The 26,936-nt window shown below is 64.7% G+C and carries 28 protein-coding genes; 18 read left to right on the forward strand and 10 right to left on the reverse strand.

Annotated elements, in window-relative coordinates; translation table 11 throughout:
• The first annotated feature begins 48 nt into the window (after positions 1-48).
• A complete protein-coding gene (gene obgE / locus ACZY1I_RS15050; protein ID WP_463755250.1) occupies positions 49-1,488 on the forward strand; it encodes a GTPase ObgE in 1,440 nt (479 codons plus the stop codon).
• On the forward strand, positions 1,488-2,594 hold the full coding sequence (gene proB, locus ACZY1I_RS15055; protein ID WP_463755251.1) for a glutamate 5-kinase: 1,107 nt from the start codon (positions 1,488-1,490) through the stop codon (positions 2,592-2,594). Before obgE ends, proB begins: the two co-directional genes overlap by 1 nt.
• Here proB and ACZY1I_RS15060 read toward each other — a convergent pair.
• The gene (locus tag ACZY1I_RS15060; RefSeq protein ID WP_463755252.1) at positions 2,591-3,247 is read right to left on the reverse strand and encodes a TetR/AcrR family transcriptional regulator; all 657 of its coding nucleotides are present in this window, start codon (positions 3,245-3,247) and stop codon (positions 2,591-2,593) included. The genes proB and ACZY1I_RS15060 overlap by 4 nt on opposite strands.
• A 124-nt stretch (positions 3,248-3,371) precedes the next feature.
• Between ACZY1I_RS15060 and ACZY1I_RS15065 the strand changes: the two genes are divergently transcribed.
• Both ACZY1I_RS15065 and ACZY1I_RS15070 read left to right on the forward strand, forming a co-directional pair.
• Positions 3,372-4,631 carry a cytochrome P450 gene (locus ACZY1I_RS15065; RefSeq protein WP_463755253.1) on the forward strand — a complete coding sequence of 420 codons (1,260 nt, stop codon included), beginning with the start codon at positions 3,372-3,374 and terminating at the stop codon, positions 4,629-4,631.
• A 217-nt stretch (positions 4,632-4,848) separates the two neighbouring features.
• Positions 4,849-5,013: a hypothetical protein gene (locus ACZY1I_RS15070; RefSeq protein ID WP_463755254.1), complete on the forward strand. Its 165-nt coding sequence runs from the start codon at positions 4,849-4,851 to the stop codon at positions 5,011-5,013.
• Here ACZY1I_RS15070 and ACZY1I_RS15075 read toward each other — a convergent pair.
• Positions 4,997-5,830: an NAD-dependent protein deacetylase gene (locus ACZY1I_RS15075; RefSeq protein ID WP_463755256.1), complete on the reverse strand. Its 834-nt coding sequence runs from the start codon at positions 5,828-5,830 to the stop codon at positions 4,997-4,999. The genes ACZY1I_RS15070 and ACZY1I_RS15075 overlap by 17 nt on opposite strands.
• 71 nt (positions 5,831-5,901) lie before the next feature.
• Between ACZY1I_RS15075 and ACZY1I_RS15080 the strand changes: the two genes are divergently transcribed.
• Both ACZY1I_RS15080 and ACZY1I_RS15085 read left to right on the forward strand, forming a co-directional pair.
• Positions 5,902-7,956: an NAD(+) synthase gene (locus tag ACZY1I_RS15080; RefSeq protein ID WP_463755257.1), complete on the forward strand. Its 2,055-nt coding sequence runs from the start codon at positions 5,902-5,904 to the stop codon at positions 7,954-7,956.
• 9 nt (positions 7,957-7,965) lie between these two features.
• The gene (locus ACZY1I_RS15085; protein WP_463755258.1) at positions 7,966-8,781 is read left to right on the forward strand and encodes an isocitrate lyase/PEP mutase family protein; all 816 of its coding nucleotides are present in this window, start codon (positions 7,966-7,968) and stop codon (positions 8,779-8,781) included.
• Here the strand turns inward: ACZY1I_RS15085 and ACZY1I_RS15090 are convergent.
• From ACZY1I_RS15090 to ACZY1I_RS15100, 3 genes are read right to left on the reverse strand one after another with little or no spacing between them, the layout of a single operon-like run.
• Positions 8,778-9,326, reverse strand: a complete 549-nt coding sequence (locus ACZY1I_RS15090; protein ID WP_463755259.1) for a YbhB/YbcL family Raf kinase inhibitor-like protein — start codon at positions 9,324-9,326, stop codon at positions 8,778-8,780. The two genes, ACZY1I_RS15085 and ACZY1I_RS15090, sit on opposite strands and share 4 nt — an antisense overlap.
• A gap of 15 nt (positions 9,327-9,341) precedes the next feature.
• The gene (locus ACZY1I_RS15095; RefSeq protein ID WP_463755260.1) at positions 9,342-9,557 is read right to left on the reverse strand and encodes a hypothetical protein; all 216 of its coding nucleotides are present in this window, start codon (positions 9,555-9,557) and stop codon (positions 9,342-9,344) included.
• A 23-nt stretch (positions 9,558-9,580) separates the two neighbouring features.
• Positions 9,581-9,814 (reverse strand): hypothetical protein, encoded by a 234-nt coding sequence (locus tag ACZY1I_RS15100; protein WP_463755261.1) that lies wholly within the window; start codon positions 9,812-9,814, stop codon positions 9,581-9,583.
• A 320-nt stretch (positions 9,815-10,134) separates the two neighbouring features.
• Here ACZY1I_RS15100 and ACZY1I_RS15105 point away from each other — a divergent pair, with 320 nt between their 5' ends.
• A complete protein-coding gene (locus ACZY1I_RS15105) occupies positions 10,135-10,959 on the forward strand; it encodes a GntR family transcriptional regulator (RefSeq protein WP_463755262.1) in 825 nt (274 codons plus the stop codon).
• Positions 10,960-10,980: 21 nt separating this feature from the next.
• Here the strand turns inward: ACZY1I_RS15105 and ACZY1I_RS15110 are convergent, their stop codons facing one another.
• The 4 genes from ACZY1I_RS15110 to ACZY1I_RS15125 all read right to left on the reverse strand — a co-directional run bounded on the left by ACZY1I_RS15110 (position 10,981) and on the right by ACZY1I_RS15125 (position 14,294).
• The gene (locus tag ACZY1I_RS15110; RefSeq protein ID WP_463755263.1) at positions 10,981-11,193 is read right to left on the reverse strand and encodes a hypothetical protein; all 213 of its coding nucleotides are present in this window, start codon (positions 11,191-11,193) and stop codon (positions 10,981-10,983) included.
• Positions 11,194-11,338: 145 nt separating this feature from the next.
• A complete protein-coding gene (locus ACZY1I_RS15115; RefSeq protein ID WP_463755264.1) occupies positions 11,339-12,706 on the reverse strand; it encodes an HNH endonuclease signature motif containing protein in 1,368 nt (455 codons plus the stop codon).
• Between the two features lie 107 nt (positions 12,707-12,813).
• Complete coding sequence (locus ACZY1I_RS15120) at positions 12,814-13,431, reverse strand: methyltransferase family protein (protein WP_463755265.1); 618 nt, start codon at positions 13,429-13,431, stop codon at positions 12,814-12,816.
• Positions 13,431-14,294 (reverse strand): ribokinase, encoded by an 864-nt coding sequence (locus tag ACZY1I_RS15125; protein WP_463755266.1) that lies wholly within the window; start codon positions 14,292-14,294, stop codon positions 13,431-13,433. Before ACZY1I_RS15125 ends, ACZY1I_RS15120 begins: the two co-directional genes overlap by 1 nt.
• A gap of 75 nt (positions 14,295-14,369) precedes the next feature.
• On the opposite strand from ACZY1I_RS15125, the gene ACZY1I_RS15130 reads away from it, so the two are divergent.
• The 7 genes from ACZY1I_RS15130 to ACZY1I_RS15160 all read left to right on the forward strand — a co-directional run bounded on the left by ACZY1I_RS15130 (position 14,370) and on the right by ACZY1I_RS15160 (position 23,128).
• Entirely contained in the window at positions 14,370-15,125 is a 756-nt protein-coding gene (locus tag ACZY1I_RS15130) for a hypothetical protein (protein WP_463755267.1), read from the forward strand.
• Positions 15,126-15,270: 145 nt separating this feature from the next.
• Positions 15,271-17,451 carry an adenylate/guanylate cyclase domain-containing protein gene (locus tag ACZY1I_RS15135; protein ID WP_463755268.1) on the forward strand — a complete coding sequence of 727 codons (2,181 nt, stop codon included), beginning with the start codon at positions 15,271-15,273 and terminating at the stop codon, positions 17,449-17,451.
• Positions 17,452-18,855, forward strand: coding sequence for a mechanosensitive ion channel domain-containing protein (locus ACZY1I_RS15140; protein ID WP_463755269.1), 1,404 nt, complete (start codon positions 17,452-17,454; stop codon positions 18,853-18,855).
• Positions 18,856-19,091: 236 nt separating this feature from the next.
• Positions 19,092-19,496: a hypothetical protein gene (locus ACZY1I_RS15145; protein WP_463755270.1), complete on the forward strand. Its 405-nt coding sequence runs from the start codon at positions 19,092-19,094 to the stop codon at positions 19,494-19,496.
• Between the two features lie 42 nt (positions 19,497-19,538).
• On the forward strand, positions 19,539-20,786 hold the full coding sequence (locus tag ACZY1I_RS15150; RefSeq protein WP_463755271.1) for a glutamate-5-semialdehyde dehydrogenase: 1,248 nt from the start codon (positions 19,539-19,541) through the stop codon (positions 20,784-20,786).
• Between the two features lie 24 nt (positions 20,787-20,810).
• Complete coding sequence (locus tag ACZY1I_RS15155; protein ID WP_463755272.1) at positions 20,811-21,686, forward strand: AAA family ATPase; 876 nt, start codon at positions 20,811-20,813, stop codon at positions 21,684-21,686.
• Positions 21,686-23,128: a vWA domain-containing protein gene (locus ACZY1I_RS15160; protein WP_463755273.1), complete on the forward strand. Its 1,443-nt coding sequence runs from the start codon at positions 21,686-21,688 to the stop codon at positions 23,126-23,128. The genes ACZY1I_RS15155 and ACZY1I_RS15160 overlap by 1 nt, the downstream gene beginning before the upstream one ends.
• 21 nt (positions 23,129-23,149) lie before the next feature.
• Here ACZY1I_RS15160 and ACZY1I_RS15165 read toward each other — a convergent pair whose 3' ends face one another.
• Positions 23,150-24,100, reverse strand: coding sequence for a methyltransferase domain-containing protein (locus tag ACZY1I_RS15165; RefSeq protein ID WP_463755726.1), 951 nt, complete (start codon positions 24,098-24,100; stop codon positions 23,150-23,152).
• A 329-nt stretch (positions 24,101-24,429) separates the two neighbouring features.
• Between ACZY1I_RS15165 and nadD the strand changes: the two genes are divergently transcribed.
• Genes nadD through octT form a run of 4 tightly spaced genes read left to right on the forward strand, consistent with a single transcriptional unit; the run spans position 24,430 to position 26,936 of the window.
• Positions 24,430-25,095, forward strand: a complete 666-nt coding sequence (gene nadD / locus ACZY1I_RS15170) for a nicotinate-nucleotide adenylyltransferase (protein WP_463755274.1) — start codon at positions 24,430-24,432, stop codon at positions 25,093-25,095.
• Positions 25,092-25,478 carry a ribosome silencing factor gene (rsfS, locus tag ACZY1I_RS15175; RefSeq protein ID WP_463755275.1) on the forward strand — a complete coding sequence of 129 codons (387 nt, stop codon included), beginning with the start codon at positions 25,092-25,094 and terminating at the stop codon, positions 25,476-25,478. The genes nadD and rsfS overlap by 4 nt, the downstream gene beginning before the upstream one ends.
• Positions 25,475-26,146, forward strand: a complete 672-nt coding sequence (gene gpgP, locus ACZY1I_RS15180; RefSeq protein WP_463755276.1) for a glucosyl-3-phosphoglycerate phosphatase — start codon at positions 25,475-25,477, stop codon at positions 26,144-26,146. The genes rsfS and gpgP overlap by 4 nt, the downstream gene beginning before the upstream one ends.
• Positions 26,136-26,936, forward strand: a complete 801-nt coding sequence (octT, locus tag ACZY1I_RS15185) for a diglucosylglycerate octanoyltransferase (RefSeq protein WP_463755277.1) — start codon at positions 26,136-26,138, stop codon at positions 26,934-26,936. Before gpgP ends, octT begins: the two co-directional genes overlap by 11 nt.

The following is a 26,936-nucleotide window of genomic DNA, read 5'->3' on the forward strand; positions in this document are numbered from 1 at the left end:
CTGGTGTGCAGCACACGCACACCTGTGGTCAATTGAGGGGAAAACCCGATGCCTCGATTCGTCGATCGGGTGGTCATCCACACACGGGCGGGATCCGGCGGCAATGGCTGCGCATCGGTCCACCGCGAGAAGTTCAAACCGCTGGGCGGTCCGGACGGCGGTAACGGTGGTCGCGGTGGCAGCATCGTCTTCGTCGTCGACCCGCAGGTCCATACACTGCTGGATTTCCACTTCCGTCCGCACGTCACCGCACCATCCGGCAAGCAGGGGATGGGCAACGACCGCGACGGCGCCGCCGGCGCCGACCTGGAAGTCAAGGTGCCTGATGGCACCGTCGTCCTGGACGAAAAGGGCCGCCTACTGGCCGACCTGGTCGGCATCGGCACCCGCTTCGAAGCCGCTGCCGGTGGCCGGGGCGGGTTGGGCAATGCCGCACTCGCGTCTCGTGCTCGCAAGGCCCCCGGATTCGCCCTGCTGGGTGAGCCGGGACAGGCCCGCGACCTCACCCTGGAACTCAAGACCGTTGCCGACGTCGGACTGGTCGGGTTCCCCTCGGCCGGTAAATCGTCGCTGGTATCGGTCATTTCGGCGGCCAAACCGAAGATCGCTGACTACCCGTTCACCACATTGGTGCCCAATCTCGGCGTGGTCACCACCGGCGAGCAGTCCTTCACCGTCGCTGACGTTCCCGGCCTGATCCCGGGTGCGTCCGAAGGCCGCGGTCTGGGTCTGGACTTCCTGCGGCACATCGAACGCTGCGCGGTGCTGGTCCACGTGGTGGACTGCGCCACCATCGAACCCGGCCGCGACCCGATTTCGGACATCGACGCGCTGGAAGCCGAACTGGCGGCCTACACACCCACCCTGCAGGGCGACGCGGTGCTCGGCGACCTCGCCGAGCGGCCACGGGCGGTGGTGCTCAACAAGATCGACGTGCCCGAGGCCCGCGAGCTCGCCGAGTTCCTCCATGACGACATCGCCGAGCGCGGCTGGCCGGTGTTCCAGGTATCGGCTGTCACGCGAGAAGGATTGCAGCCGTTGATTTTCGGGCTGTGGCAGATGGTCTCGGAATACAACGCATCCCGCCCTGTCGCGGTGCCGCGACGCCCGGTGATCCGACCAATTCCGGTCGACGAAAGTGGATTCACCGTGGAGTCCGATGGTGAGGGCGGCTTCGTGGTGACCGGGGCGCGTCCCGAGCGCTGGGTCGGCCAGACCAATTTCGACAATGACGAGGCCGTCGGCTATCTGGCCGACCGGTTGGCGCGACTCGGTGTGGAGGATGAGCTGCTGAAGCGGGGCGCCCGACCCGGCTGCGCAGTGACCATCGGCGAGATGACATTCGACTGGGAGCCGCAGACGCCCACCGGCGACCAGGTCACGCGGACCGGCCGGGGAACCGACGTGCGCCTGGAACGCACCGATCGGGTCGGTGCCGACGAGCGCAAGGCCGCGCGCAAACGGCGCCGCGAACACGAGGACGATTGATGGTCAGCCCGCACCGGGAAGCCATCCGGAGCGCGCGCAGTGTCGTCGTCAAGGTCGGTACCACCGCCCTGACCACCCCGTCGGGCATGTTCGACGCCAGCCGACTGGCCGAACTCGCCGACGCGATCGAGGCACGGATGACATCGGGCTCCGACGTGGTCATCGTGTCCTCCGGTGCCATCGCCGCCGGGCTCGAACCACTCGGATTATCCCGTCGCCCAAAGGATTTAGCGACTAAGCAGGCCGCGGCCAGCGTTGGTCAGGTCGCACTGGTCAATTCCTGGAGCGGGGCCTTCGCCAGGTATGGGCGCACGGTCGGGCAGGTGTTGTTGACGGCGCACGACATTGCGATGCGGGCCCAGCACACCAACGCTCAGCGCACCCTGGATCGGCTGCGGGCGCTGCACGCGGTGGCGATCGTCAACGAAAACGACACCGTGGCCACCAACGAGATCCGGTTCGGCGACAACGACAGGCTTTCAGCTCTGGTGGCACATCTGGTTGGCGCGGATGCGCTGGTGCTGCTGTCTGACATTGATGGCCTCTATGACTCGGACCCACGAAAGTCGAAGGGGGCCAGGTTCATTCCGGAGGTGTCCGGGCCTGCTGATCTCGACGGTGTGATCGCCGGTCAGGGCAGCCACCTGGGTACCGGGGGAATGGCGTCCAAAATGTCGTCGGCACTATTGGCCGCCGATGCCGGGGTTCCGGTGTTGCTGGCGCCGGCGACGGACGCTGCGGCCGCGCTCGGCGATGCCTCGGTGGGTACGGTGTTTGCCGCCCGGTCCGAACGCATGTCGGCACGCCGTTTCTGGGTGCGGTATGCGGCCGAGTCCACCGGTTCGCTCACTCTCGACGCAGGCGCGGTACGGGCGGTGGTCCGGCAACGGCGTTCGTTGCTGCCCGCGGGCATTACCGCGGTGTCGGGCAAGTTCTTTGGCGGCGACGTCATCGAACTGTGTGGACCCGACGCCGCCGTGGTGGCCCGCGGTGTGGTCGCCTATGACGCGACCGAGCTCGCCACGATGATCGGGCGGTCGACCTCGGACCTGCCCGGAGAGTTGCGCCGGCCCGCCGTGCACGCCGACGACCTGGTGGCCGTTTAGGGGGCTTGGCCGTGCGCAGGCTTGAGATACAGTGCACCCCAAGCAGTTTCGGCCAGTGTGGCGGCCAGCAGGGCGTCGTAGTCGGGGTGCAAGTCCGGCGGATGGGCCGGCAGGTTCTGCTGGCAGGCTCGCTCGACCATCCAGGTCAGTGCACTGGCGGTGATATCCGCGGGCAGTTCACGACGAATTGAGCCGTCGGCCTGGCCGTCGACAATGATGCCGGTGAGTCGCCCCGCGATTGCAGTCAGTATCTCCCGGTAGGCCGCGGCGGTCGTCGGGTCGTAGGCGGCCATCTCGTTGAGCGCGACGAGCACCGGTTCGTGACGCCGGTAGCTGGCGACGATGCCGGTCATCGCGGCGCGCATGTCGTCCGGATTGTGTCGCCAGGCCAAGCCCCACCAACGGTCGGCATTGTCGGCGAGATCGGTGAACACCTGGACGGCAAGGCAGCGCAGCAGATGCCCTTTGTCCTCGAAATAGATATAGAAGCTGGCGCGGGAAATGCCTGCCTCGGTCGCCAGTCGATCCACGCTGAGTTCGGTGAAGCCGGCGCCGTCGCGCATCAGCCGTTCGGTGGCCTCGAGCAAGCGTCGCTCCATCTCTTCTCGTCGCTGCTGTCGCTTGGCCTGCGGATTACGCGTGATGGACGGCATTTCGCCTCCTTTCCGATGCAGCATAACGCTTTGTGAGACGTATTGACTAGACACAGTGTCTAGACATAAAGTCGGGTAGCCGTGACCGACGTCATAGTCGGTCCGCCGCTCAGGAGGGATCGCGATGACAGCGACGCTTGCCAATCCCCGTCCGTACGACGCGATCGACGTGTCTTCGCGCGCGTTCTGGTCCACCACGGCCGCGGACCGGGAACGTTCATTCGCTGTACTGCGCGCCGAACGCCCGGTGAGCTGGCATCCTCCGGTGGAGGACACCCTGATGGACGATCCGAACGATCCCGGCTACTGGGCGGTCACCCGCCGCTCCGACATCGTTGCGGTGAGCCGCAACAGTGAGGTGTTCCTGTCCGGCAAAGGGGTGATGTTCGCGACCATCCCCGAGGAATTGCTCGAAGCATCGCAGTCATTCATCGCGATGGACCCGCCCCGGCACACCAAGATCCGCAAACTCGCCCATGCCGCGTTCACCCCGAGGCAGGTCCGCCGCATCGAGGAATCGATTAGCGCGAATGCCAACGCGATCGTCGCAGAACTACGAACTGCCGGCAGCGGCGTGGATTTCGTCGAGCACTGCGCCAAAGAGCTGCCCATCCGCACGCTGTCGGACATGGTGGGAATCCCGGAATCCCAGCGTCAAAAGGTGGCACATGCCGCCGACGCGCTGGTGTCCTGGGGCGACCCCGTCTATCTCGCCGGGCGCAACCCGCTCGAGGTGCTGTTCGAGAACCAGATGTATTTGCACCAGGTGGCCACTGCGCTCGCGGCCGAGCGCCGCGAAAATCCCGGCGAAGACCTGTTCAGCAGCCTGGTGACGGCGGAAGTGGACGGCGACCGCCTGACCGACGCGGAGGTATCCGCATTCTTCGTGTTGCTCGCCGTGGCCGGCAACGACACCACGCGGCAGACCATCAGCCATGCTTTGAAGGCACTCACCGACTTTCCAGGCGAAAGGGCCTGGCTGCAAGCGGCTTTCGACGATCGCATCGGCACGGCGGTCGAGGAGTTCCTCCGATGGGCAACACCGGTGATGACCTTTCGCCGCACTGCCGCGACGGACTTCGAGTTGGGCGGACAGAACATCCGCGCCGGGGAGAAGGTGGTGATGTTCTACGCGTCCGGTAACTGGGATCGCGAGGCCTTCGACCATCCGGAGCGTTTCGACCTGAGTCGCAGTCCCAACCCGCACCTCGGCTTCGGCGGTGGCGGACTGCACTTCTGCCTCGGCGCCCACGTAGCCCGGGCACAGTTGCGCGCGATCTTCGGCGAGCTGCTCCGTCAAACGCCGGACATACAGGCGGGCGAACCGGCCTACCTCGCGGGCAATTTCGTCCATGCGATCCGCGCCATGCCCTGCACCTTTTGATGAACCGGCGGCAGGGGAGTACGGTCGCGAAGGTCGCAAGCGGCCTGCTCGTGGCGGTGCTTAGGTGATCAAATCGTGTCGGCAATGATGTCGCAAGGTTGACGCAAGAATCTCTACAGTAATTCGCAAGCCGTCCCAGACATGCTCATCGCATCAGATGTGGCGGCCGCCATCCAGGTCGCAACGGCGCGAAACATGGGGGTTCATCATGTGGGCATTGACAACGTCTCACGGTCGACGGGTAGACGGCATCGCCACCGAGCAGGACGCTCGGCTCGCGGTCCAGCTGCTCGGACGCCCTCAGATCATCGGTCCCTACTCTTGGGACGTGGTCGACAACCAAGGCCACCACTTCATCGCTGAGGTCAGGTTTGCGCGCTGACCGCCAGTTCGCTGGCCAGCAGTGTCAACATCTCCGAGCACCCGCCGTCGATCTTGACGGTAGCCAGGTCGTCGCCGCGGGTGCGGCCGCGATTGACGATCGCGACCGGGATGCCCGCCGCGGCAGCATGACGCACGAAGCGGTACCCGGAGAAAACGGTCAGCGACGAACCGGCGACCAGCAACGCCTCCGATCCGCCGACGAGTGAATACGCTTGATCCACCCGGTCTTTGGGGACACTCTCGCCGAAGTACACGATGTCGGGCTTGAGCATCCCACCGCAACGTGGACAGTCGACGTAGCGGAACGAATCGGTTTCGGCGACCACGGCGTCCGCGTCCGGCGCCACCGCCAACCCGCCGACAGCTTCGGCACGCTCGATGAATCCAGGGTTGAGCGCCTCGAGTTGTTCGGCCAGCGCACCGCGACTCACGGTGTAGTCGCACCTCAAGCAGGCCACCTGGGCATAGGTGCCGTGCAGGTTGATGACATTGGCGCTGCCGGCCTTGGTGTGCAGCAGGTCGACGTTCTGGGTGATCACGCCGGTGACCACGCCGGCGCGTTCCAGCGTGGCAAGTGCGCGGTGGCCGGCATTTGGCTGGGTGTCGTCCATGTGCCGCCAGCCGACATGGTTGCGGGCCCAGTATCGCTGCCGGAAGAGCGGGTCGGAGGTGAACTGACGGATCGTCATGGGATTGCTGGGCGGCGAGTCAGGACCCCGATAATCCGGAATGCCGGAGTCGGTGGACATGCCCGCGCCCGTCAGCACCGCGATGCGGCGGTCGGCGAGCAGCGAGACGAGTTCGGGGGACTCCACTCAACCGAGCGTAGGCACTCGTTGACACCCCGTCACCCGAACTTGACCACAACCAGCGAGAATGGAACGCGATGAGCTTCTATTCGGCATATCAACACGGTTTCGTGCGCGTCGCAGCGTGTACGCACCACACCACGCTTGGCGACCCGGCGGCCAACGCGGCATCGGTGTTGGGGTTGGCGCGCGAGTGCCACGGCGAGGGCGTCGCACTCGCAGTGTTTCCGGAACTGACACTGTCGGGCTATTCGATCGAGGACATCCTGCTGCAGGATGCCTTGCTGGACGCGGTCGAAAAGGCGCTGCTCGAGTTGGTCGCTGCGTCCGCCGATCTGCTGCCGGTGCTGGTGGTGGGCGCGCCCCTGCGGCATCGGCACCGCATCTACAACACCGCGGTCGTCCTGCATCGCGGGGTGGTGCTCGGCGTCGTACCGAAGTCCTACCTGCCCACCTATCGGGAGTTCTACGAGCGCCGTCAGATGGCGCCGGGGGACTACGAACGCGGCACCATTCGCGTCGGTTCGGCTTCACAAAAGGAAGAGGTGCCGTTCGGATCGGACCTGCTGTTCAGTGCGTCGGATCTGCCCGGTTTCGTCCTGCACGTCGAGATCTGCGAAGACATGTTCGTGCCGGTGCCGCCGAGTGCGGAGGCGGCGCTGGCAGGTGCGACGGTGCTGGCCAACCTCTCCGGCAGCCCGATCACCATCGGTCGCGCCGAAGACCGCGCGCTGCTGGCCCGGTCGGCCTCGTCGCGGTGCCTGGCGGCCTACGTCTATGCCGCTGCTGGCGAGGGTGAATCGACGACTGACCTTTCCTGGGACGGTCAGACCATGATCTGGGAAAACGGTGTGCTGCTTGCGGAGTCGGAGCGTTTCCCCAAAGGCGAACGTCGCTCGGTCGCCGATGTCGACACCGAGTTACTCCGGTCCGAGCGGCTGCGGATGGGGACGTTCGACGACAACCGACGGCACCATCGAGCGTTGGTGGAGTCTTTCCGGCGCATCGAGTTTCGGCTCGACCCGCCCGATGGCGACATCGGCCTACTGCGCAAGACCGAACGTTTCCCGTTCGTTCCCGCGGATCCCGAACGGCTGCAACAGGATTGCTATGAGGCATACAACATCCAGGTGTCCGGCCTCGAGCAGCGGCTGCGGGCGCTGAGTTATCCGAAGGTCGTCATCGGTGTCTCGGGTGGGCTGGATTCGACTCACGCGTTGATCGTCGCTGCGCGCGCCATGGACCGGGAAGGCCGCCCGCGCAGCGACATTCTGGGATTCACGCTGCCCGGATTCGCGACCGGTGAACACACCAAGAACAACGCGACGAGGCTGGCGCGTGCACTCGGCGTCACCTTCGAAGAGCTCGACATTCGAGACACCGCTGCGCTGATGCTCAAGGAGATGGACCATCCCTTCGCTCGCGGCGAGAAGGTCTACGACGTCACCTTCGAAAATGTGCAGGCCGGTCTGCGCACCGACTATCTCTTCCGGTTGGCCAACCAACGCGGTGGAATTGTGCTGGGCACCGGTGACCTGTCGGAGCTGGGCTTGGGTTGGTCGACTTATGGTGTCGGCGACCAGATGTCGCACTACAACGTCAACGCCGGTGTGCCCAAGACGTTGATCCAGCACCTGATTCGCTGGGTGATTTCCACCGGCGAGTTCGATGCGCAGGTCGGTGAGGTGCTGCAGTCGGTGCTCGACACCGAGATCACCCCGGAACTGGTGCCGACCGGTGAAGAAGAGGAACTGCAGAGCAGTGAGGCGAAGGTCGGCCCCTTCGCGCTGCAGGATTTTTCGCTGTTCCAGGTGCTGCGCTTCGGCTTCCGCCCCTCGAAGATCGCCTTCCTGGCATGGCACGCATGGAGTGACGCCGACAACGGCGGTTGGCCGCCCGGCTTCCCGGTCGACAAGCGCCCGTCGTATTCGCTGGCCGAGATCCGGCACTGGCTGCAGATCTTCGTGCAGCGGTTCTACTCATTCAGTCAGTTCAAGCGATCCGCATTGCCTAACGGCCCCAAGGTTTCTCACGGCGGGGCGTTGTCACCGCGCGGGGACTGGCGGGCGCCGTCGGACATGTCGGCGCGGATCTGGCTCGAAGAGATCGAGCGCGAGGTTCCGAAGGACTAGCGAGGTGCCGTGACGCAGACCGAACAGTACGAGCGATTTCTCGCCCTGCACCATCAGTCCGAAGCATTTGTGATGCCCAACGCCTGGGACGGGATGTCAGCGCTGATCCTCAAGAGCGCCGGGTTCGCCGCGCTGGGTACGTCGTCAGCGGCGCTCGCCGCCGCGTTGGGCCGCCGCGACGGACGTCATTCCGTCAGTGCCGCCGAACATCTGACGCACGCCCAGTTGCTCGCGGATGTCAGCGGCCTGCCGATCAACGGGGACTTCGAGGACGGGTACGGCGAGACGCCCGCGGACGTGGCTTTGACGGTGGGTGCGGCGATCGACACCGGATTGGCCGGGATCGGGGTGGAGGACACCTCCGGCGATCCGGCCAACCCGATCCGCGATTTCGACGACGCGGTCGCGCGGGTGCGGGCCGCTGCGGAGGTAGCGCACGGCCGAATCGTGTTGACCGGGCGCACCGACAATTTTCTGCACGGCCGCAATGATCTTGACGACACCATTCGCCGGTTGTGCGCGTTCGCCGAGGTCGGTGCCGACGTCCTGTACGCGCCATACCCGCATGACCTGGCGGCCGTCGAAGCGATTGTGAAAGCGGTTGCCCCGAAGCCGGTCAACCTGGTGGTGGGCACCAAGACGGAGAAGCCCACCGTCGCACAGCTTTCCGCGGCCGGAGTCAAGCGGATCAGCACCGGGTCGGCGCTCTACGCCCACACGGCCGCGGCGTTGCAGGCCGCGTCGACGGCATTGAGCCAGGGGGATATTGCGACCGCGACGACCGGGATGCCGTTGTCTGAGTTGTTCAACCTCATCCCCGGCTAACGCTCATAGGTGCCGGTGAGCACACCCCGGGCGAGTACGTGTCCCCTCATCGCGGCCAGCAGTCCCTTAGCGATGGTGACGCCATCCGCGACGGGCCCGTCGATCGCGAACACCTGAAATCGGTAGTGGTGCTTGCCATGTCCGGGTATCGGGCGCGGGCCGGCGTAGCCACAGTGGCCCAAATCGGCTCGAACGAAACGTATTCCGGGTGTGCCCGGCTGTAGTGCACCTGCGTCGACGCCGTCGACGGTCGGTTCGATCACCGCGGCGGTGTGCAGCAACGGTCGCGGAAGTGGCACGTCGATATCGTCGACGATGAGCACCACCGCCTGGGTATCCGGCGGCAATCCGGTCCAGCGCAGCGCCGGGGAGATGTTTTCTCCGACACCCTTTCCCGCACTGGATATCGGCATCTCGGCACCATCCACGAACGCCGCGCTGGTGACGGTGATGACATTGGGCGTGCCGAAGTCGTTGCCGGCCAACGGACCTCGACGCGCACCCGCCCGTACGCCGCGCAGCAGCCTGCCGAGCATTGTCAGCATGAGAGCCCTTTCCGGTTAGTCGAGCGCACCCGCGACCGGAGCGGCCAGCAGATCGATCAGGTTGTTCGCGTCGTGCAGGTTTTCCAGGCCGACCACCGCGTGTTCGATTGCATCGGCGCGGTTGCGGGTGGTGACCCGGTCGGCCAGCGCGTGGAATTTGGCGACGAGTTCGTCATTGGTGACCGGATCGTTCGGCGCGCCGTGCGGCAGGTCGGCGCGCGCGCGAAACACCTCGCCCTCCCGATCGGTTACGGCTACGCAGGTGCGAATCGCTCGGTGATGTCGGCATGGGCCAGCGAATCACCTGGTTGGACTGTGGTGTTGGCGATCAGCGACCAGATGTCGTCAGCATCGAGACGTTCGGGCGTGAACTGTTCGGGCAGGACGTTGCCGTCGAGCAGTGCTGCGGCGGTCGCGTAGCCGATGTTCATCTGGGCGCCGATCGCGGTGAGTGGCCGCTCTGGGACCCACCAACCGTGCCGGTGCACGGTCTCGCCGACAATGATGTCAATCTTCGAAATATTGTCGGGACAACGGAAGATCGAATTTGTCGGGCGGCATCGATCGCCCCGTGCAGGCCTCCCATTGCGGCGTAGGACTTGACCATGATGATCGTGGTTTCCCAACGCTCGCCGAGCTGGCCGGTCAGCGCGGTCGCGTCGGGGTCGTGCCCTTCGCCGAAAACGGCGTCCGGATCGGTGGCGGGCTGCTCATGTATCGCGGTAGTCATCGTCTTTCACCTGCTTCCCAATGCGTCTTAGTTGTTATATACATATAACAACTAATCGGAACGTGCAACCGAGGCAGTGTGGAAGCATTGAGCACCGTGCAGGAGACCCGCGACAGGTCCGGACCGGTATCGACCGCCGCCGGAGTGCCGCTACACCGTCAGCTTTTCCTGGTATTGCACGACGAGATCGACCGTGGCGTACTGGCGCCTGGGGACGCGCTGCCCACCGAAGCGACACTGGGTGAACAGTTCGGGGTCTCCCGGATCACCGTCCGTCGAGCACTGGCGGACCTGGCCCAACTCGGCTATATCGAGCGCCGCCGGGGCGTCGGTTCCTTTGTGTGTGAGCACGGCGCCGCGGATCCGTCGCCGGCGGGACGTTCGTACCTGGACGGCTTGCGGCAGGCCCAGTTCGAGACCGAGGTCGAGGTGATCGAACTCGGCGTCCGCGAGCCACCGCGATCCATCGCCGCCGCCCTCGGCACTTCCGGTGAATTGCTGCACGTGCTGCGGGTTCGCCGCCAACGCCGCACCGGCGAACCGTTGATCGTCACCGAAGCGTGGCTGCCGACTCACCTCGCGGACACCTTGACCGAAGCCGAACTGCAACGGGCACCGTTGTACGAACTGTTGTCGGAGGCCGACGTCGTCGTGGAACGGGTGCAGCACGAATTCACCGCTGAGATCGCCGGCCCGCGCAATGCAAACCTTCTGGATACCGCGATTGGCGCCGCGCTGTTGCGCGTCAACCGGTTGGTATTCGTGGCCGGCCGGCCGCATCATCACTTGTCGGTCCTGTTGTCGCCCAACCGCAGTCGCGTCCTGATAAGCCAATCTGGTAGTGACACAGGTTCAGTCGACGGTATAGCTTTCGCCCACGACGTGGGTCGCTCGTCTCGTTAGCCGCGCCGGTGTTGGTCCGTGTTAGGCGGACTGTCCGATGCTGCCGTAGCCGATGCCGCTAGAGCCGCTGCGTCCGCCGTCGCCGCCTTCGCCGGAAGCAGTACCGCCGTCGCCGCCGCCGTTGGTGAAGAAGCTGTCGCCGCCGCCCGATCCGCCGACGGCACCGTCGGCGCCGGCGTTGCCGTCGCCCGTGCCTTTGCACGGTACTCCCCGCAGCCGGCTGCCGTGACGCATTTCGGGTAGTTCAGGTGCGCAAGAAACCACCCTGTCGTGGTTCTGTTGTGCCTCAGCCGAATTCGTATAAAGCTCAGCTATCGCCCACCACGTGGGTCGCCCGTCGCATCAGCCGGACGGCGGCGCATCTACGACGATGTGCACGTCAAGCGGGTTCGTCATCGTCATCGCCTTCGCGCAACAGCTTCTCGGGATGGTGAAAGGAGTTGACGCGGGGTTGACCGTGGTCGAGGTGGGCCGGCGGGATCCACTCGGTCTCGCCCCGGGCGTTTTTTCGGGTGACCCAGCCATTTTCGACGAGCCTGTTGTCGGGTCCGCACGCAAAGGTGAGCTGGTCGATGTCGGTACAGCGCGTGCCGGCCCATCCCTGAACATGATGGACCTCGCAGCGGTATCCAGGCGCGTCACAGCCCGGCTTCGTACAGCCACGATCCTTGGCGTACAACACAATTCGCTGCCCCGGCGAAGCTAGTCGCTTGCTGTGGTAGAGCGCGATCGCTTTGCCCTTGTCGAATATTGCCAAATAGTGACGCGCATGACGGGCCAGTCGGATCACGTCGCTCATGGGCAGTAGCGTCCCGCCGCCGGTGAGTCCTTGGCCCGCGGCGGCTTCGAGGTCGTCCAGGGTGGTGGTCACGATGATTGAAGTCGGTAATCCGTTGTGCTGGCCGAGGGCGCCGCTGCACAACACCACTCGACCCGCGGCCACCAAGGCGTCGTGGTTTCGTTGGGCCGAACTGCGGGTGTCCCGCTTCACCGCATCTTCTGCGGGTGGCCCGTCTACACAGGGGGCGTCGTCATTGGGGTTGCACATGCCCGGGGCGGCAAGCTTGTTGAACAGCGCTTCGATGGTGGCGCGCGCTTCGGGGGTGACATACCCGCTAATGCGCGACATGCCGTCGTCACCTTGAGGTCCCAAGGTGATGCCGCGCCGGCGCGCCCGGTCTTCGTCCGTGTAGTCGCCGTCGGGATTGAGGCAGTCCAAGGTCTTGTTGGCCAGTTTGGTGAGTTCGTCTGGACGGTGCTCGGTGGCCTTGTTGGCGAGCCTGGCCTCCACGGACTCGCGGGTGGCCAGGTCCACCCATCCGGGCAGATTATTGAAGAACGTGCGAATGACCCGGACGTGTTCTTCGCCGATGTGCCCGTCGCGTTGGGCCTGGGCAGTCGCGGTGAGCTTGGGCGCCAGGGGCTCTCCGGTGAGCGCGTGCCGTTGGCCGAGATCCTGTGCCTCGACAATCCAGCGGCGGGCTTCGGTGGGGGAGATGCGCAGCCGGTTGGCCAGCGCCAGATGCAGCTTGGCCCCCAGCTCTTCTGCCGTGGCCTGTTCGGCCAGCAGGTTGACCAGAGCATGCCGCGGCACCGGATGCCGGCGTTCGATCTGCTTGAGACGCTCCAGGACCCGCAGCCACTCCGGGGTGGTCAGTCCGTCAAAAGTCAACGCGCAGAGCCGCTTCTGATACTCCTCGTACCCTTCGAGCACCTCAGCGATCTGTTCGCGGGTACTCGATGTCATACCTGAATACTATGGGTACCCACCGACAAGATCCCTCGTCAGATACTGGAGAAAACAGAGTGGCACATGGGGTTTCGATATTCTGACGCATCGATCGGGCGAACGAGTCAGCGGCGCCCGACACCCGGTATGAACCGTCCCACCCGAGCGGTATAAGCCCGATAAACATCGCCGTGCAGCCGCGACAAGTGCGGCTCTTCCACCTGCCGGACTTGCAGTTCGATCGCGGTGATAAGCAGGAAAAACGCCCCAATAGCAACAATATTCGGCGTCACCAGGACCATGCCGAGGCTGAAAATGAACATCGCGGTGTAGATGGGATTTCGCACCACGCCGAATATGCCGGTACGCACAAGTTCGGTGGTCTCTTCGTCGTCAACCCCGATCCGCCACGAGTCGCCCATCGCGAGTTGTGCCCCTACGGTAGCCAGGATGCCGGTCGTCGCCACGAGGATCCCGGCCACCTGAATCCAGAGCCCCTGCAGAAACCCCACTGGTTCAACGACATTGAAGCGCTGCAGTACCGGAGCGCTCACCGCCGCCAGTAGCGCCAGAACAAAACCCACCCCGCCGATCCATTCCGGTGAGCCCAGCTTGCCGCTGACACCGTGGAATCCGCTTGAGCCCGTGCGCCGGTGCTGCACCCAACTGCGCCAACCGAATCCAAGCACGCTGAAAACCACGAACAGTGCCAGCGCGATATCGGCGGCGGTGGTGGTGGACATCAGTGGTCCATCGCCACGTCGATGGCCTGAGCATCGGGCGCACAATCGCCTGCACCGGGCACCAGTGTCGCTAGCGCTCCTGCCGCGCAGGCGCGCTGCAACGCGCGGCGCCGGTCGTCGGGTGATCCACAACGGCCCGGCCAATTGGCGGCCAGCACACCGGCGAACACGTCACCCGCGCCGGTGGTATCGACGGCGTTCACCACCGGCGCGGGAACATCGAAGTCCCCGTCCGCACCGGTGTACCGGGCGCCTCGTGCACCGAGAGTGACCACGAAATGGGTTGGTCGCCAGGGCCAATCGCCGGCTTCGCGTTCGTTCACGATCACCACGTCGGCGACGGCAGCCAACTCGGCCAGTGCGTCTCGTTCGCCTCCCGCGGGTGACGCATTGACCATGACGACAACTCCGGCCGAGTGTGCTGCCTGTGCGGCCGCGATCGCCGTGGTCACCGGGATCTCCAACTGGGTCAACAACACATCGCAGTCGGAACTCACTGATGGCGCAAGGGTTAGTGCCGCGTTGGCATTCGGTGCGACCACGATGGTGTTCTCGGCACTTTCGTCGACGAGGATGATTGCCGTTCCGCTGGGTCCGGGAACGCGGACAGTTCCGTCCACGCCGATGCCTTCGGCACGCAGATGAGCAAGCAACTCGTCCGCCGCGGGGTCGTCGCCGACCGCGCCGATGAATTGGACGAGCGCCCCGTCGCGCGCCGCCGCGACCGCCTGATTGCCACCCTTGCCGCCCGGCGCGTACTTCAGCGATGACGCCAACACGGTTTCGCCTGGCCGCGGCAGGCTGGCGACGTCGAACGTCAAGTCCATGTTCACGCTGCCGACGACGGACACCCGCCTTGCCATGGAATGAGATTAAGCGCGTCGGTCCTGAGGCCAAACTTGGGCTTGGTAGCGGGGACGTGCGGCTACCGTCCCGCCATGGAGATGTTGGGACCCATGTTGGGCCTTGCCGTGCCCCTGATTGCCGTGTCGATCGTTGCGGTGAGCCTTTACCGACTTCGGAAGCCAAGGTTTGCCGGGCCGGCGCTGACGGGAATTTCGCGAATTGAGTCGGTGGAACCGACTGGCACGGTGATCAACGACCGGTATGTCTGCAAGATCCATCTGCGGGTAGAGATCCCGGGCCGCGAGCCGTACGAGGCGGCCGTTCGACGGGCAGTCCATCCGATTTCGATGGCGTGGGTGCAACCGGGTTCGGTTGTACCAGTGCAGGTTGACTCTCAGAACCTGCAGAAGGTCCAGATCGATTCCGGCCGGCCGCCGCGCACAAGCGCGGGCGATACCTTGGTTTCCGCGGATGACCTGGCCGAGGCGTACAACCGACACAAGCGAATTCATGGCGGTAGCTCTGGGCGGTGGGCGTCCGCGGCTGAATTGCTGGCATCAGGCCAGCGGGTACCCGGGGTGCTGAGGTCCTACGCCGCCACCGGAAATAGCTTGCGGAGTCTGGGTAGAAGCGCGACCGCCGCGCCGGCTTTGCTGGATGCCCCGCAGTACGTCATAGAAGTGGAGCTTCGCTTCCCGAATTTGGCACCGGTCACCGGTCGAAATGTCCAATCGATACCGCCGGATGCCGTGCCGCATCTCGCGATCGGCCTCGAAATCGTCTGTGCCATTGACCCCTCTGACCCCGCCCGCCGGTTCGTTGTGGATTGGGCAAGCAGCGTGGAATGAGGACACGTGCTCCCATCACTCTTCGGTGAAAGCTGGGACACAGGCCGGCGTCACTTTTTCCCAATGGCCGATATCGTCCGATCTGCGAGCTAGGGTGCAGCGAGGTCGGAGACCTGCAAAGGGGCGGTAGCAGAAGGGATGCCGATTGACGTCGGCTGATTCAGCGGAGTCGGTAGCGGAGAGTTCGGACGCTCCGGCCAAGAAGCGCGCCCGCCGTTTGGTGCCCCGGATACGTTTCAGGGTGAGCATCCAATCAAAGATTCTGGTGGCGCTACTGCTTTCGAGCATTTTGTCGGTTGCGGTGATCGGCTTGCTGGCCGGTCTCAACGGTCGCACCGCACTGCGTGAAGTCGAGTCCGAGCGACTGGTCGAATTACGCGAAACCCAGAAACGCCAAATCATGGCGCTGTTTCAGGAGGTCACGAACTCAGTCGACGTCTACAGCAGCGGATTCAGCGTCGACCAGGCTCTGACTGCCCTGAGCGCGGGATTCAATCAGTTGGCCAACGCCACCATCACTCCGCTGCAACAGCAGGCGATTGTCAACTACTACGAAAACCAGATGATCAAGCCCATCAAACAGGTGACGGGCGACGAAATCGATCTCAACGCTGTACTACCAAACACCAACGCGCAGAGGTACCTCCAGGCCTATTACACGGCCACATTGAAACCCAATTCGCCTCCGGTGGTGGATGCCGGTGACGGCAGCGCCTGGTCGGCGGCGAATGCCCGCTACGACTTCTACATGCGCGACATCGTCAACCGGTTCGACTACCGGGACGCGCTGCTGTTCGACATGGACGGCAACGTCGTGTATTCGGTGAACAAAGGCCCCGATCTCGGCACCAACATTCTGTCCGGGCCCTATCGCGAATCGAATTTGCGCGAAGCTTATCAAAAAGCGTTGCGGGCCAACGATGTTGAATTCGTCTGGATCACCGACTTCCAGTCGTACCAGCCGGCGCTCGACACCCCGACAGCGTGGGTGGTATCGCCGGTCGGTATCAACGGCAAGGTAGACGGCGTCATGGCATTGCCGCTGCCGATCGCCAAGATCAATAAGATCATGACCGCCGACAAGCAGTGGGAAGTCGCGGGGATGGGCCCCTCTACTGAGACGTATCTGGTCGGTCCCGACGACCTGATGCGCAGTGACGCCCGGGATTTTGTGCAAGACCCGAAGCAATACCGCCGCGAGGTGATAGCTGCCGGCACCTCGTCTGAAATCGCCGACCGAGCTATCCGGTTGGGTGGCACGACGCTGGTGCAGCCGGTGAAGAGTGCCGGTGTTCGAGCGGCCCTGCGTGGCGAGACGGGAGTCGTCGTCGGAACCGACTATGCGGGCAATAAAGAGCTAGAGGCATATACGCCGTTGGATGTACCGAACTCGGACCTGCATTGGGCGCTGCTGGCCACCCGGGACGACTCCGATGCATTTGCGCGACTGGGCCGGTTCAGCAAGACGCTTGCGGTGGCGGTCGCCGCGATGATCTTCGGCATCAGCGTGGCTTCGATGCTGATCGCCCAGGCCGCAGTTCGGCCGGTCCGACGCCTCGAAGAGGGTACCCAGAAGATCAGCTCCGGCGATTATGAAGTCGTTATCCCGATCACGTCGCGTGACGAAATCGGTGATCTCACTGGTGCTTTCAACGAGATGAGCCGAAATCTCGCGATCAAGGAAGAACTGCTCAACGAGCAACGCCGCGAGAACGATCGGTTGCTGCTGGCGCTGATGCCCGAGTCGGTCGTGGCGCGGTATCGCGAGGGTGGGGCAACCTTCGCGCAGATGCATCAGGACGTTGCGATCGTCTTCGCCGAACTCGTCGGGGTCGACGAGATTTCCTACGACCTTCCCGGCCACGAATTGGTCGGCATCATCGGTGACCTCTTCCAGCAATTCGACGCGGCCGCCGAAAGCCTTGGTGTGGAGCGGATTCGCACTTTCCACAATGGCTACCTGGCCAGCTGCGGTGTGATCACACCACGACTCGACAGCGTGCACCGGAGCCTCGAATTCGCCCTTGAAATGCGCCGTATCGTCGTGCGGTTCAACAGCCAGAGTCGTCACGAATTGGGCCTTCGGATCGGCATCAACACTGGGAACGTCGTCAGCGGGCTGGTCGGGCAATCCGGTCTCGTCTACGACATGTGGGGCGCCGCAGTAAGTCTGGCCTACCAGATGAACAGCGGCTCACCGCAATCCGGCATCTTCGTCGCGTCGCAGGTGTACGAGGAGATGCGCGAAACCCGCAGTTTCACTCCGGCAGGCACCATTTCAGTCGGCGGCACCGAGCAGACGATCTACCGGTTGGTGGAGCGGTAAATGAATCCCCTGAGTTCGTCGTGGTTTTACTGGGCACTCGTGGTCGCGATCGGATTCCCTGTCGGAGTGATCCTGCTGACCGAGTTGCATCACATACTCCTGCGGCGGAAAAGTCGGCTGGCGCGACAGGTCGGCATGGTGCGCAACTGGCTGCTGCCGCTCGGCGCCTTGTTGCTGCTCCTGGTGAAGGCCTCGCAAATTTCGGCCGGCGATGTCCCAGTGCGACTTCTCACGACCGTGTTCGGCTTTCTGGTTCTGGTGTTGCTGCTGTCCGGACTCAACGCCACCGTATTCGAAGGCGCTCCCGAGGACAGTTGGCGCAAGAGACTTCCCGCGATATTCCTCGACGTCAGCCGCTTCGCGCTGATCGGACTGGGGTTGGCGGCGATCCTTTCCTACATCTGGGGCGTACGGGTCGCCGGTGTGTTCACCGCGCTGGGCGTCACATCGGTTGTCATCGGCCTGATGTTGCAGAACTCCGTCGGCCAGATCGTGTCTGGCCTGTTCATGCTGTTCGAGCAGCCGTTTCGCATCAACGATTGGCTGGACACGCAAACGTCGCGCGGGCGGGTCATCGAGGTGAACTGGCGTGCCGTCCACATCCAGACGGGCGGCGGCATGCGAGTCATGCCGAATTCGATGCTGGCCACCACCGCCTTCACCAACCTCAGCCGCCCGGCCGGGCCGTACAAATGCTCGATCACCACCACGTTTGCGACGTCGGATCCGCCCGATAAGGTATGTGAGTTGCTGACTCGGGTGGCCGGCGCCCTGCCGCTGATCAAGGCCGGTATCCCACCAACCTCGGTGGCTCTGGGGGCCGGCGAATACCGCACCACGATCAAGATCAACTCGCCCGCGGACGAAGGAGCTACCCAGGCGACATTTCTCCGCTGGATTTGGTACGCCGCACGACGGGAAGAGCTACATCTCGACGGTGATGCCGACGACTTCGCCACTCCCGAACGCGTCAAGAACGCGTTGCGTACGGTGGTCGCGTCGGAACTGCGGCTGACCCTGGCTGACCAACAATTCCTCGCTCCCTACGCCAGGATCGTCCGATACGGGGCCGACGAGATCGTTCAGTACGCGGGCACGATTCCCACCGCGATGACCTTTCTTGTCGAGGGCAGTGTGCGCCTCACCGTGGTCGACGAGAACGGCGTCGTCGTCCCCGTGACGACACTCGACCAGGGGTCGTTCATCGGTATCACCGCGCTGACTCGGCAGCCCAACCTGGCCAGCGCGTACGCACTCAATGAAGTGACCGCCCTCGAGATCGACCGTAAGGACGTAGAAAAAATCGTGATGAACAAGCCGATGCTGCTCCAAGACCTCGGCCGGCTCATCGAAGAACGGCAGCAGAAGGCGAGGCGGGTCACCGTCCGCGAGCGGGTCGGCTGAGCCGCCGAGAATTTTTGCGCCGAAACTCTAGCGTCCTCGCCCGGTCGGCATTACCGTTTGCCACACCGCGCTGCGATGCCGGTCGCAGCCTGATAGCCGGTGACGCTGGTCCGAGGAGGTTGTTTGCCGTGGGGCGTTCGACTTATGCAACCCGATTGATGGTTATTGCAGCTGTGTTCCTAGCGGGAGCAAGCGTTGACCCGACGGCATCGGCAGATCCGAGCAAACTGATGGGGATGCTGCCGGAGGGTTTCTCGTCGAGCAACTGCCAGGTCAAACCGGCCAAGTTGCCGGCGATCGAGAAGGTGACCTGTGACCAGAGCACCGCGTCCGGTGGCCCCAGCGAGGCCGCGTTCGGGCTGTTCGGAAGTCAGACCGACATGGAGACCGGATTCAAGCAAGTCGGCGGCGACAAGATGGACATCGCCTCCACCTGCCCGGGCAACCAGGACTCGCCAGGCCCATGGACCTACGGCAGTAGCGGCAAAACCGGGGGCCAGGTGGAATGCGCCACCATGACGATGAACTCGGTGAAGCACCCGATAGTCGTTTGGAGCGACGACTCCAAACTCAGAGTGGCGATGATCGTGGGCACCGACATGACGAGTCTCTATCAGTGGTGGAAGGCGAAATCCGGCTGACCCACCCAGGCTGAACAGGGGCAAGCCCGATAAGCTGGGCTAATGAGTCTGCAAGCACCGGCGCTCCCCGACTTGCGTCAAGACGTGCATGACGCCGCGCGCCGTGCTCGGGTGGCCGCCCGCGTCCTGGCCTCGATACCGACGGTGATCAAAGACCGCGCACTGCATGCCGCCGCCGACGAGATCCTAGCCCACACCGACCAGATCCTGGCTGCCAACGCCGAAGATCTCAACGCGGCGCGGGAGGCCGGCACTGCCGGAGCGATGCTCGACCGGCTGGCGCTGAACCCGCAGCGTATTGACGGCATCGCGGCCGGACTGCGCCAAGTCGCCGGCCTGCCCGACCCGGTCGGCGAGGTGCTCCGCGGCTCCACCCTGCCCAATGGGCTACAGCTGCGCCAACAGCGCGTCCCGCTCGGTGTGGTGGGAATGATCTACGAGGGTCGCCCCAACGTCACCGTCGATGCGTTCGGTCTGACGCTGAAGTCGGGCAACGCCGCCTTGCTGCGGGGTAGCTCCTCGGCCGCCAAATCCAACGAAGCGCTGGTCACGGTGCTACGCGGAGCGCTGGTCAGTCAGGACTTGCCCGCCGACGCGGTGCAACTGCTCTCGTCAGCGGATCGATCCACCGTCACCCACCTGATCCAGGCCCGCGGACTCGTCGACGTGGCGATTCCTCGTGGGGGAGCGGGGTTGATCGAGGCGGTCGTCCGTGATGCCCAGGTCCCCACGATCGAGACTGGTGTGGGCAACTGTCACGTCTACGTGCACGAGGCCGCCGACCTGGCTGTCGCCGAACGCATCCTGCTGAATTCCAAGACCCGCCGACCCAGCGTCTGCAACGCCGCCGAAACACTGCTGGTCGACGCGGCCATTGCCGCCGAGGCGATGCCCCGGTTGCTCACCGTGTTGCAGGACGCCGGCGTCACCGTCCACCTTGACCCCGACGAGGCCGAGCTGCGGCGTGAGTACCTGGCGATGGACATCGCGGTCGCGGTGGTCGACGGCGTCGATGCCGCCATCGCGCACGTCAACGAATACGGCACCGGACACACCGAAGCCATTGTCACCACCAATCTCGCTGCCGCCCAACGGTTCACCGAACAGGTTGACGCCGCCGCCGTGATGGTGAACGCCTCGACCGCGTTCACCGACGGCGAACAGTTCGGTTTCGGTGCCGAGATCGGCATCTCCACCCAGAAGCTGCACGCCCGTGGCCCGATGGGGCTTCCGGAACTGACTTCGACCAAGTGGATTGTGTGGGGGAACGGCCAAACCCGCCCGGCCTGACTCTTCTAGTAAGGAGCTTCATCTATGAGCGTGCCCGCCCGGCCTGTGCCGCTGTTCGCCGACATCGCTGACGTTTCGCGACGGCTGGCCGAGACGGGTTACCTGCCCGACACCGCCACCGCCACTGCGGTGTTTCTCGCCGACCGCCTCGGCAAGCCGCTCCTGGTGGAAGGGCCGGCCGGGGTCGGCAAGACCGAACTTGCCCGCGCCATCGCGCAGGCGACCGACTCCGGACTGGTGCGGCTGCAGTGCTACGAGGGCGTCGATGAGGCCCGCGCGCTGTATGAGTGGAACCACGCCAAGCAGATCCTGCGCATTCAAGCCGGATCCGGCGACTGGCAATCGACCAAGGATGACGTATTCAGCGAGGAGTTCCTGTTACAGCGCCCGCTGCTGACCGCGATCCGCCGCTCCGAGCCGACCGTGCTGCTCATCGACGAAACCGACAAGGCCGACATCGAGATCGAGGGCCTGCTGCTCGAGGTGCTTTCCGACTTCGCCGTGACCGTCCCTGAACTCGGCACCATCACCGCGACCCGAAAGCCCTTGGTGGTGTTGACATCCAACGCCACCCGGGAGCTGTCCGAGGCGCTCAAGCGTCGCTGCCTGTTCCTGCACATTGATTTCCCGAGCCCGGAGTTGGAACGCCGCATCCTGTTGTCGCGCGTCCCCGAACTGCCGGCGCATCTCGCCGAGGAACTGGTGCGCATCATCGGCGTGATGCGCGGAATGCAGCTCAAGAAACTGCCCTCGGTGGCTGAGACCATCGACTGGGGTCGCACGCTGCTCGCGCTGGGAATGGACACCATCGATGACGCGGTGGTCGCCGCCACACTCGGTGTGGTGCTCAAGCATCAGTCCGATCAGCAACGCGCGAGCGGCGAGTTAAGGCTGAACTGATGGCCAGCCGACGCATCCGCCCGTCCCGGCCACTGGCCCCGCATGGGCTGCCCGGCCATCTGGTCGGATTCGTGGAAGCGCTTCGCGGAAGCGGGATTTCGGTCGGTCCGTCCGAGACGGTGGACGCCGGACGGGTGATGGCGACACTGGGCCTCGGCGACCGCGAGGTGCTTCGCGAGGGTATCGCGTGTGCGGTGTTGCGCCGCCCCGACCACCGGGATACCTACGACGCCATGTTCGACCTGTGGTTCCCCGCGGCGCTGGGCGCGCGGGCTGTCGTTGCGGATGAAGATGGCGCCGAGGACCCCGACGCGCTGCCACCCGACGACGTCGAGGCAATGCGGCAGATGCTGCTGGATCTGCTCGCCGACAACCCGGACCTCGCAGACATGGACGAGCGAATGGTCCGGATGATCGCCCGGATTGTGGAGGCGTACGGAAAATACAACTCCAGCCGCGGTCCGTCCTTTTCGTCGTATCAGGCGCTCAAGGCGATGGCGTTGGACGAACTGGAGGGCAAGCTGCTGGCCGGCCTGCTCGCCCCGTACGGTGACGAGCCCACACCGAGTCAAGAGCAGATCGCCAAAGCAATTGCCGCGCAGAAGATTTCACAGCTGCGAAAGATGGTCGACGCCGAGACCAAACGGCGCACCGCTGAGCAACTGGGTCGCGAGCATGTCCAGATGTACGGCATCCCACAGCTTTCCGAGAACGTCGAGTTCTTGCGTGCCTCCGGTGACCAACTGCGGCAGATGCGTCGGGTCGTGGCCCCGCTGGCGCGCACCTTGGCGACGCGACTTGCTGCCCGTCGGCGTCGGAGCCGGGCCGGGACGATCGACCTGCGCAAGACGCTGCGCAAATCGATGTCCACCGGCGGCGTGCCGATCGATGTGGTGCTGAAGAAGCCCCGCCCGGCGCGTCCGGAATTGGTTGTGCTGTGCGATGTTTCGGGCTCGGTCGCCGGGTTCAGCCACTTCACGCTGTTATTGGTGCATGCGCTGCGCCAACAGTTCTCGCGGGTGCGGGTGTTCGCCTTCATCGACACCACCGACGAGGTGACCCACATGTTCGGGCCGGAAGCCGACCTGGCCGTGGCGATCCAGCGGATCACCCGGGAAGCCGGCGTCTATGCCCGCGACGGCCACTCCGATTACGGCAACGCGTTCGTCTCATTCGTGCAGGCGAACCCGAACGTATTGTCGCCGCGCAGTTCACTGCTGGTGCTCGGGGACGGACGCACCAACTACCGCAACCCGGCCGTGGATGTGCTGGCCGACATGGTGACCGCCGCCCGGCATGCGCACTGGCTCAACCCCGAACCTCGACACCTGTGGGGCAGCGGCGACTCCGCCGTGCCGCGCTACGAGGAAGTCATCACCATGCACGAATGCCGGTCGGCGAAGCAGCTGGCCACGGTGATCGACCAGCTGCTCCCCGTTTAGCCGTGCTCCGGCGGAGCGCGGTCAGCGCTTCTTGCGGAACACCAACCAGCGCATCTCGATCGGGCTCTTCTCGCGCTCGAGCGGGAACACGTCCAGGCCGCTCACCCAGGCGGCGTACCAGCTGGTCTGCGGCCATGCACCGGGGGGCAGGTGCGCCTGCTCGTACTCGTAGACCGAGTCGTCGGAGACCTGTTCGAGGGGCAGTCCGGCGGCTGCGGTCGCCATCTCCTCCCAGCTGAACATGCCGCTGTAGGCCTGCTGTCCGAATTCGCGCGCAGCCTCGGTGAGTTCGTAGCCGTCACGCGGCAGGAAGGTGTTGAACACCAACCGGCCTCCCGGCGCCAGGCACTGCGCGGCGAGCTCGAACAGCCGGCGCAGCTGAGAAGTGGTGCGGAAATCGGGCACTACCTCCGACAGCAGGATCAGCTGGTAGTCCTGGCGCAAATCGTCGGTGGTCTCGAAGACATTGCGGACGAGAACGCGCACGTCGAGGTTTTCCCGTCGGGATTCCGAACGGATGATCTCGGCGAACTTCGGGGTCAGCTCCACCACATCGACGGGGTGTCCGCGCCGCGCCAGCGGCAGGGCGTTGCGCCCTGTGCCTGCGCCGATGTCGAGAATTCGATACGTGCTGGGTTCGGCGGCTTCGTTGGCCAGCGACCACACCCGGGCGTCGGGTTGAGTACCGAACAGCGGTGGTTCCCGGGTGCTGATCCAGTTCTCGTAGGCCTCCGAGACGGTGAACCAGCGGGCGTTGACCTGGTAGTGCAGGGTCGGGCCGACCGGGGCGTTATAGGTGATCACGATGTTGGAGCGCTGCGAAATCGAGAATGCCTCGGCCAATTGACCTTGAAGCACGGTCCGCAGGTGAGCGAGTTCGTCGTCGTTGAACTTCCTGCCCACGCCGGCGAAGATCCGGCTGCACATCTCGACGTACTCCTCGAGCAAGCTCGGCACCGCCGGGAGCGAGATCTCGCCGCTGACTACGGATCGGCTGTGGAAGCGCCGGACTAGGGCGTCGTCCCACTCTTGCTTCTGGTCTACCTTCTCGTCTACCGAGGCCTGCGGCGATTTTTCCACAGACTCCTTCTACACGATCGACGGCTCAATTGGGAGGGCCTCGAATCAAAAGAGCGCCGATATACGAAATCCGCGCCGGCGGCGAAGGACGCGGAAGCAAGGTGGGAGCTGCGTGTACCTCAGATCAAACTCATGGCTAACGCAGAGTAAGTGGCCGCTGTGTTGACCACCGTCTAACGCCACCCGGCTGGGGCGCTACGACTCCAGTAAGCTGGCAAATCGTGCAGAAACAGGTTCGACGGCTGGGAGTGATGGGCGGGACGTTCGACCCCATCCACTACGGCCACCTGGTTGCTGCCAGCGAAGTGGCCGACAAGTTCAAGCTCGACGAGGTCGTGTTCGTGCCCAGCGGACAGCCGTGGCAGAAGGAGCGCCTTGTCTCGGCTGCCGAAGACCGGTACCTGATGACGGTGATCGCCACCGCGTCCAATCCGCGTTTCTCCGTGAGCCGGGTCGACATCGACCGCGACGGCCCCACGTACACCAAGGACACGCTGCGGGACCTGCGCACCCTGAACCCGGACTCGGAGCTCTACTTCATCACCGGCGCCGACGCACTGGCCTCGATTCTGACCTGGCAAGGCTGGGAGGAGTTGTTCGATTTGGCGCGATTCGTCGGTGTCAGCCGGCCCGGCTACGAGTTGAGCCACGATCACATCACCGGCGTCGTCGGCGACCTGGCGGAGGATGCATTGAGTCTGGTCGAGATTCCCGCGCTGGCCATTTCATCGACCGACTGCCGTCGGCGTGCCCGCGAGCGCCGGCCGTTGTGGTACCTGATGCCCGACGGCGTCGTGCAGTACGTCTCCAAACGCAGGCTCTACCGCAAAGCCGATGGCGCCGAGAGTTCAACCGCCGCCGGCCTGACCGCAGGGAACAATGCATGAGCGCCAACCAGGAAGCCGTCGACATGGCGAAAGTGGCAGCCGTTGCCGCGGCGTCGAAGCTGGCCAACGACGTCGTTGTCATAGATGTCTCGGGGCAGCTGGTCATCACGGACTGCTTCGTGATCGCGTCGGCGTCCAACGAGCGGCAGGTCAACGCCATCGTCGACGAGGTCGAAGAGAAGATGCGCCAGGCCGGTTACAAGCCCGCACGCCGGGAAGGCGCCCGGGAGGGCCGTTGGACGCTGTTGGACTACCGCGACATCGTCGTCCACATCCAGCACCAAGACGATCGCAACTTCTACGCGCTGGACCGGCTTTGGAGCGATTGCCCGGTGGTGCCGGTGGACCTGGGTGACGCACCCGAAGAAGTGGACGCCCGGTGAGAGCCCGCCGGCTGGTCATGCTGCGACATGGGCAGACCGACTACAACCTCGGCAGCCGGATGCAGGGCCAGCTCGAAACCGACCTGAGTGACTTAGGTCGTGCCCAGGCCGTCGCCGCCGCCGAGGTGCTCGGCAAGCTGCAGCCATTGCTGATCGTGTCCTCGGATCTGCGGCGTGCCTACGACACCGCGGTGAAGCTGGGGGAGCGGACCGGTCTGCCCGTCCAGGCGGACGCACGGCTGCGTGAGACGCACCTGGGTGACTGGCAGGGCAAGACCCATACCGAGATCGATGCCGAAGTCCCAGGTGCCCGGCTGGCCTGGCGCGAGGACGCCACCTGGGCGCCGCACGGTGGCGAGAGCAGGGTTGACGTGGCCGCCCGGAGTCTACCGCTGGTTGCCGAACTGGTCGCCGCCGCGCCGCAATGGGGTGACGCGGGGGAGCCGGAGCGACCGATCGTGCTGGTCGCCCACGGCGGACTGATCGCCGCATTGTCGGCAGCGCTGCTGAAGCTCCCGGTCGACAACTGGCCGATCCTGGGCGGGATGGGCAACTGCAGTTGGGTGCAGCTGTCGGGGCATTCCGGCGATGCAGCCGAGTTCGACGCAATTCGCTGGCGACTGGACGTATGGAACGCTTCGGCGCAGGTGTCCAACGATGTCCTCTGAGATCGGTTTCGGCGGGCCGGTCCTGAAGGACGGGGCCAGGCCCGCGCTGCTGATCTTCGCCGACTCGCTGTCCTATTACGGACCTGCCGGTGGCCTGCCCGCCGATGATCCCCGGATCTGGCCCAATATCGTTGGCTCTCAACTGGGTTGGGACGTCGAGCTGATCGGCCGGATCGGCTGGACCTGCCGCGACGTGTGGTGGGCGGCGACCCAGGATCCTCGGTCCTGGGCGGCGTTGCCCCGAGCCGGCGCGGTGATATTCGCCACCGGCGGGATGGACTCACTGCCCTCGGTGTGGCCGACGGCACTGCGTGAACTCATTCGCTACGTTCGCCCGCCCTTGCTGCGACGCTGGGTCCGCGACGGGTACGGCTGGTTGCAGCCGCGGCTTTCGCCGGTGGCCAGGTCGGCGCTACCGCCGCACCTGACCGCCGAATATCTCGAATTAACCCGCGGTGCAATTGATTTCAACCGGCCGGGGATCCCGATCCTGGCGTCGTTACCCGGGGTGCACATCGCCGAATCGTACGGCAGAGCACATCGTGGCCGCGCCGGCACCGTCGCGGCGATCACCAAATGGGCTGAGCAACACAATATTCCGTTGATAGACCACAAAGCGGCCGTCGCGGACGAGGTGTTGAGCGGACGTGCCAACCCGGATGGAATTCACTGGAACTTCGCGGTGCATCAGGCCGTCGCGGAACTGACGCTCAAGGCGCTGGCCGAGGCCTTCCAGATAGGTACCGTGCCTGTCGAGAAAGACGCGTGGCCCATCGAGAGAGACGCGTGA

Source organism: Mycobacterium sp. IDUB_37 (assembly GCF_055419245.1).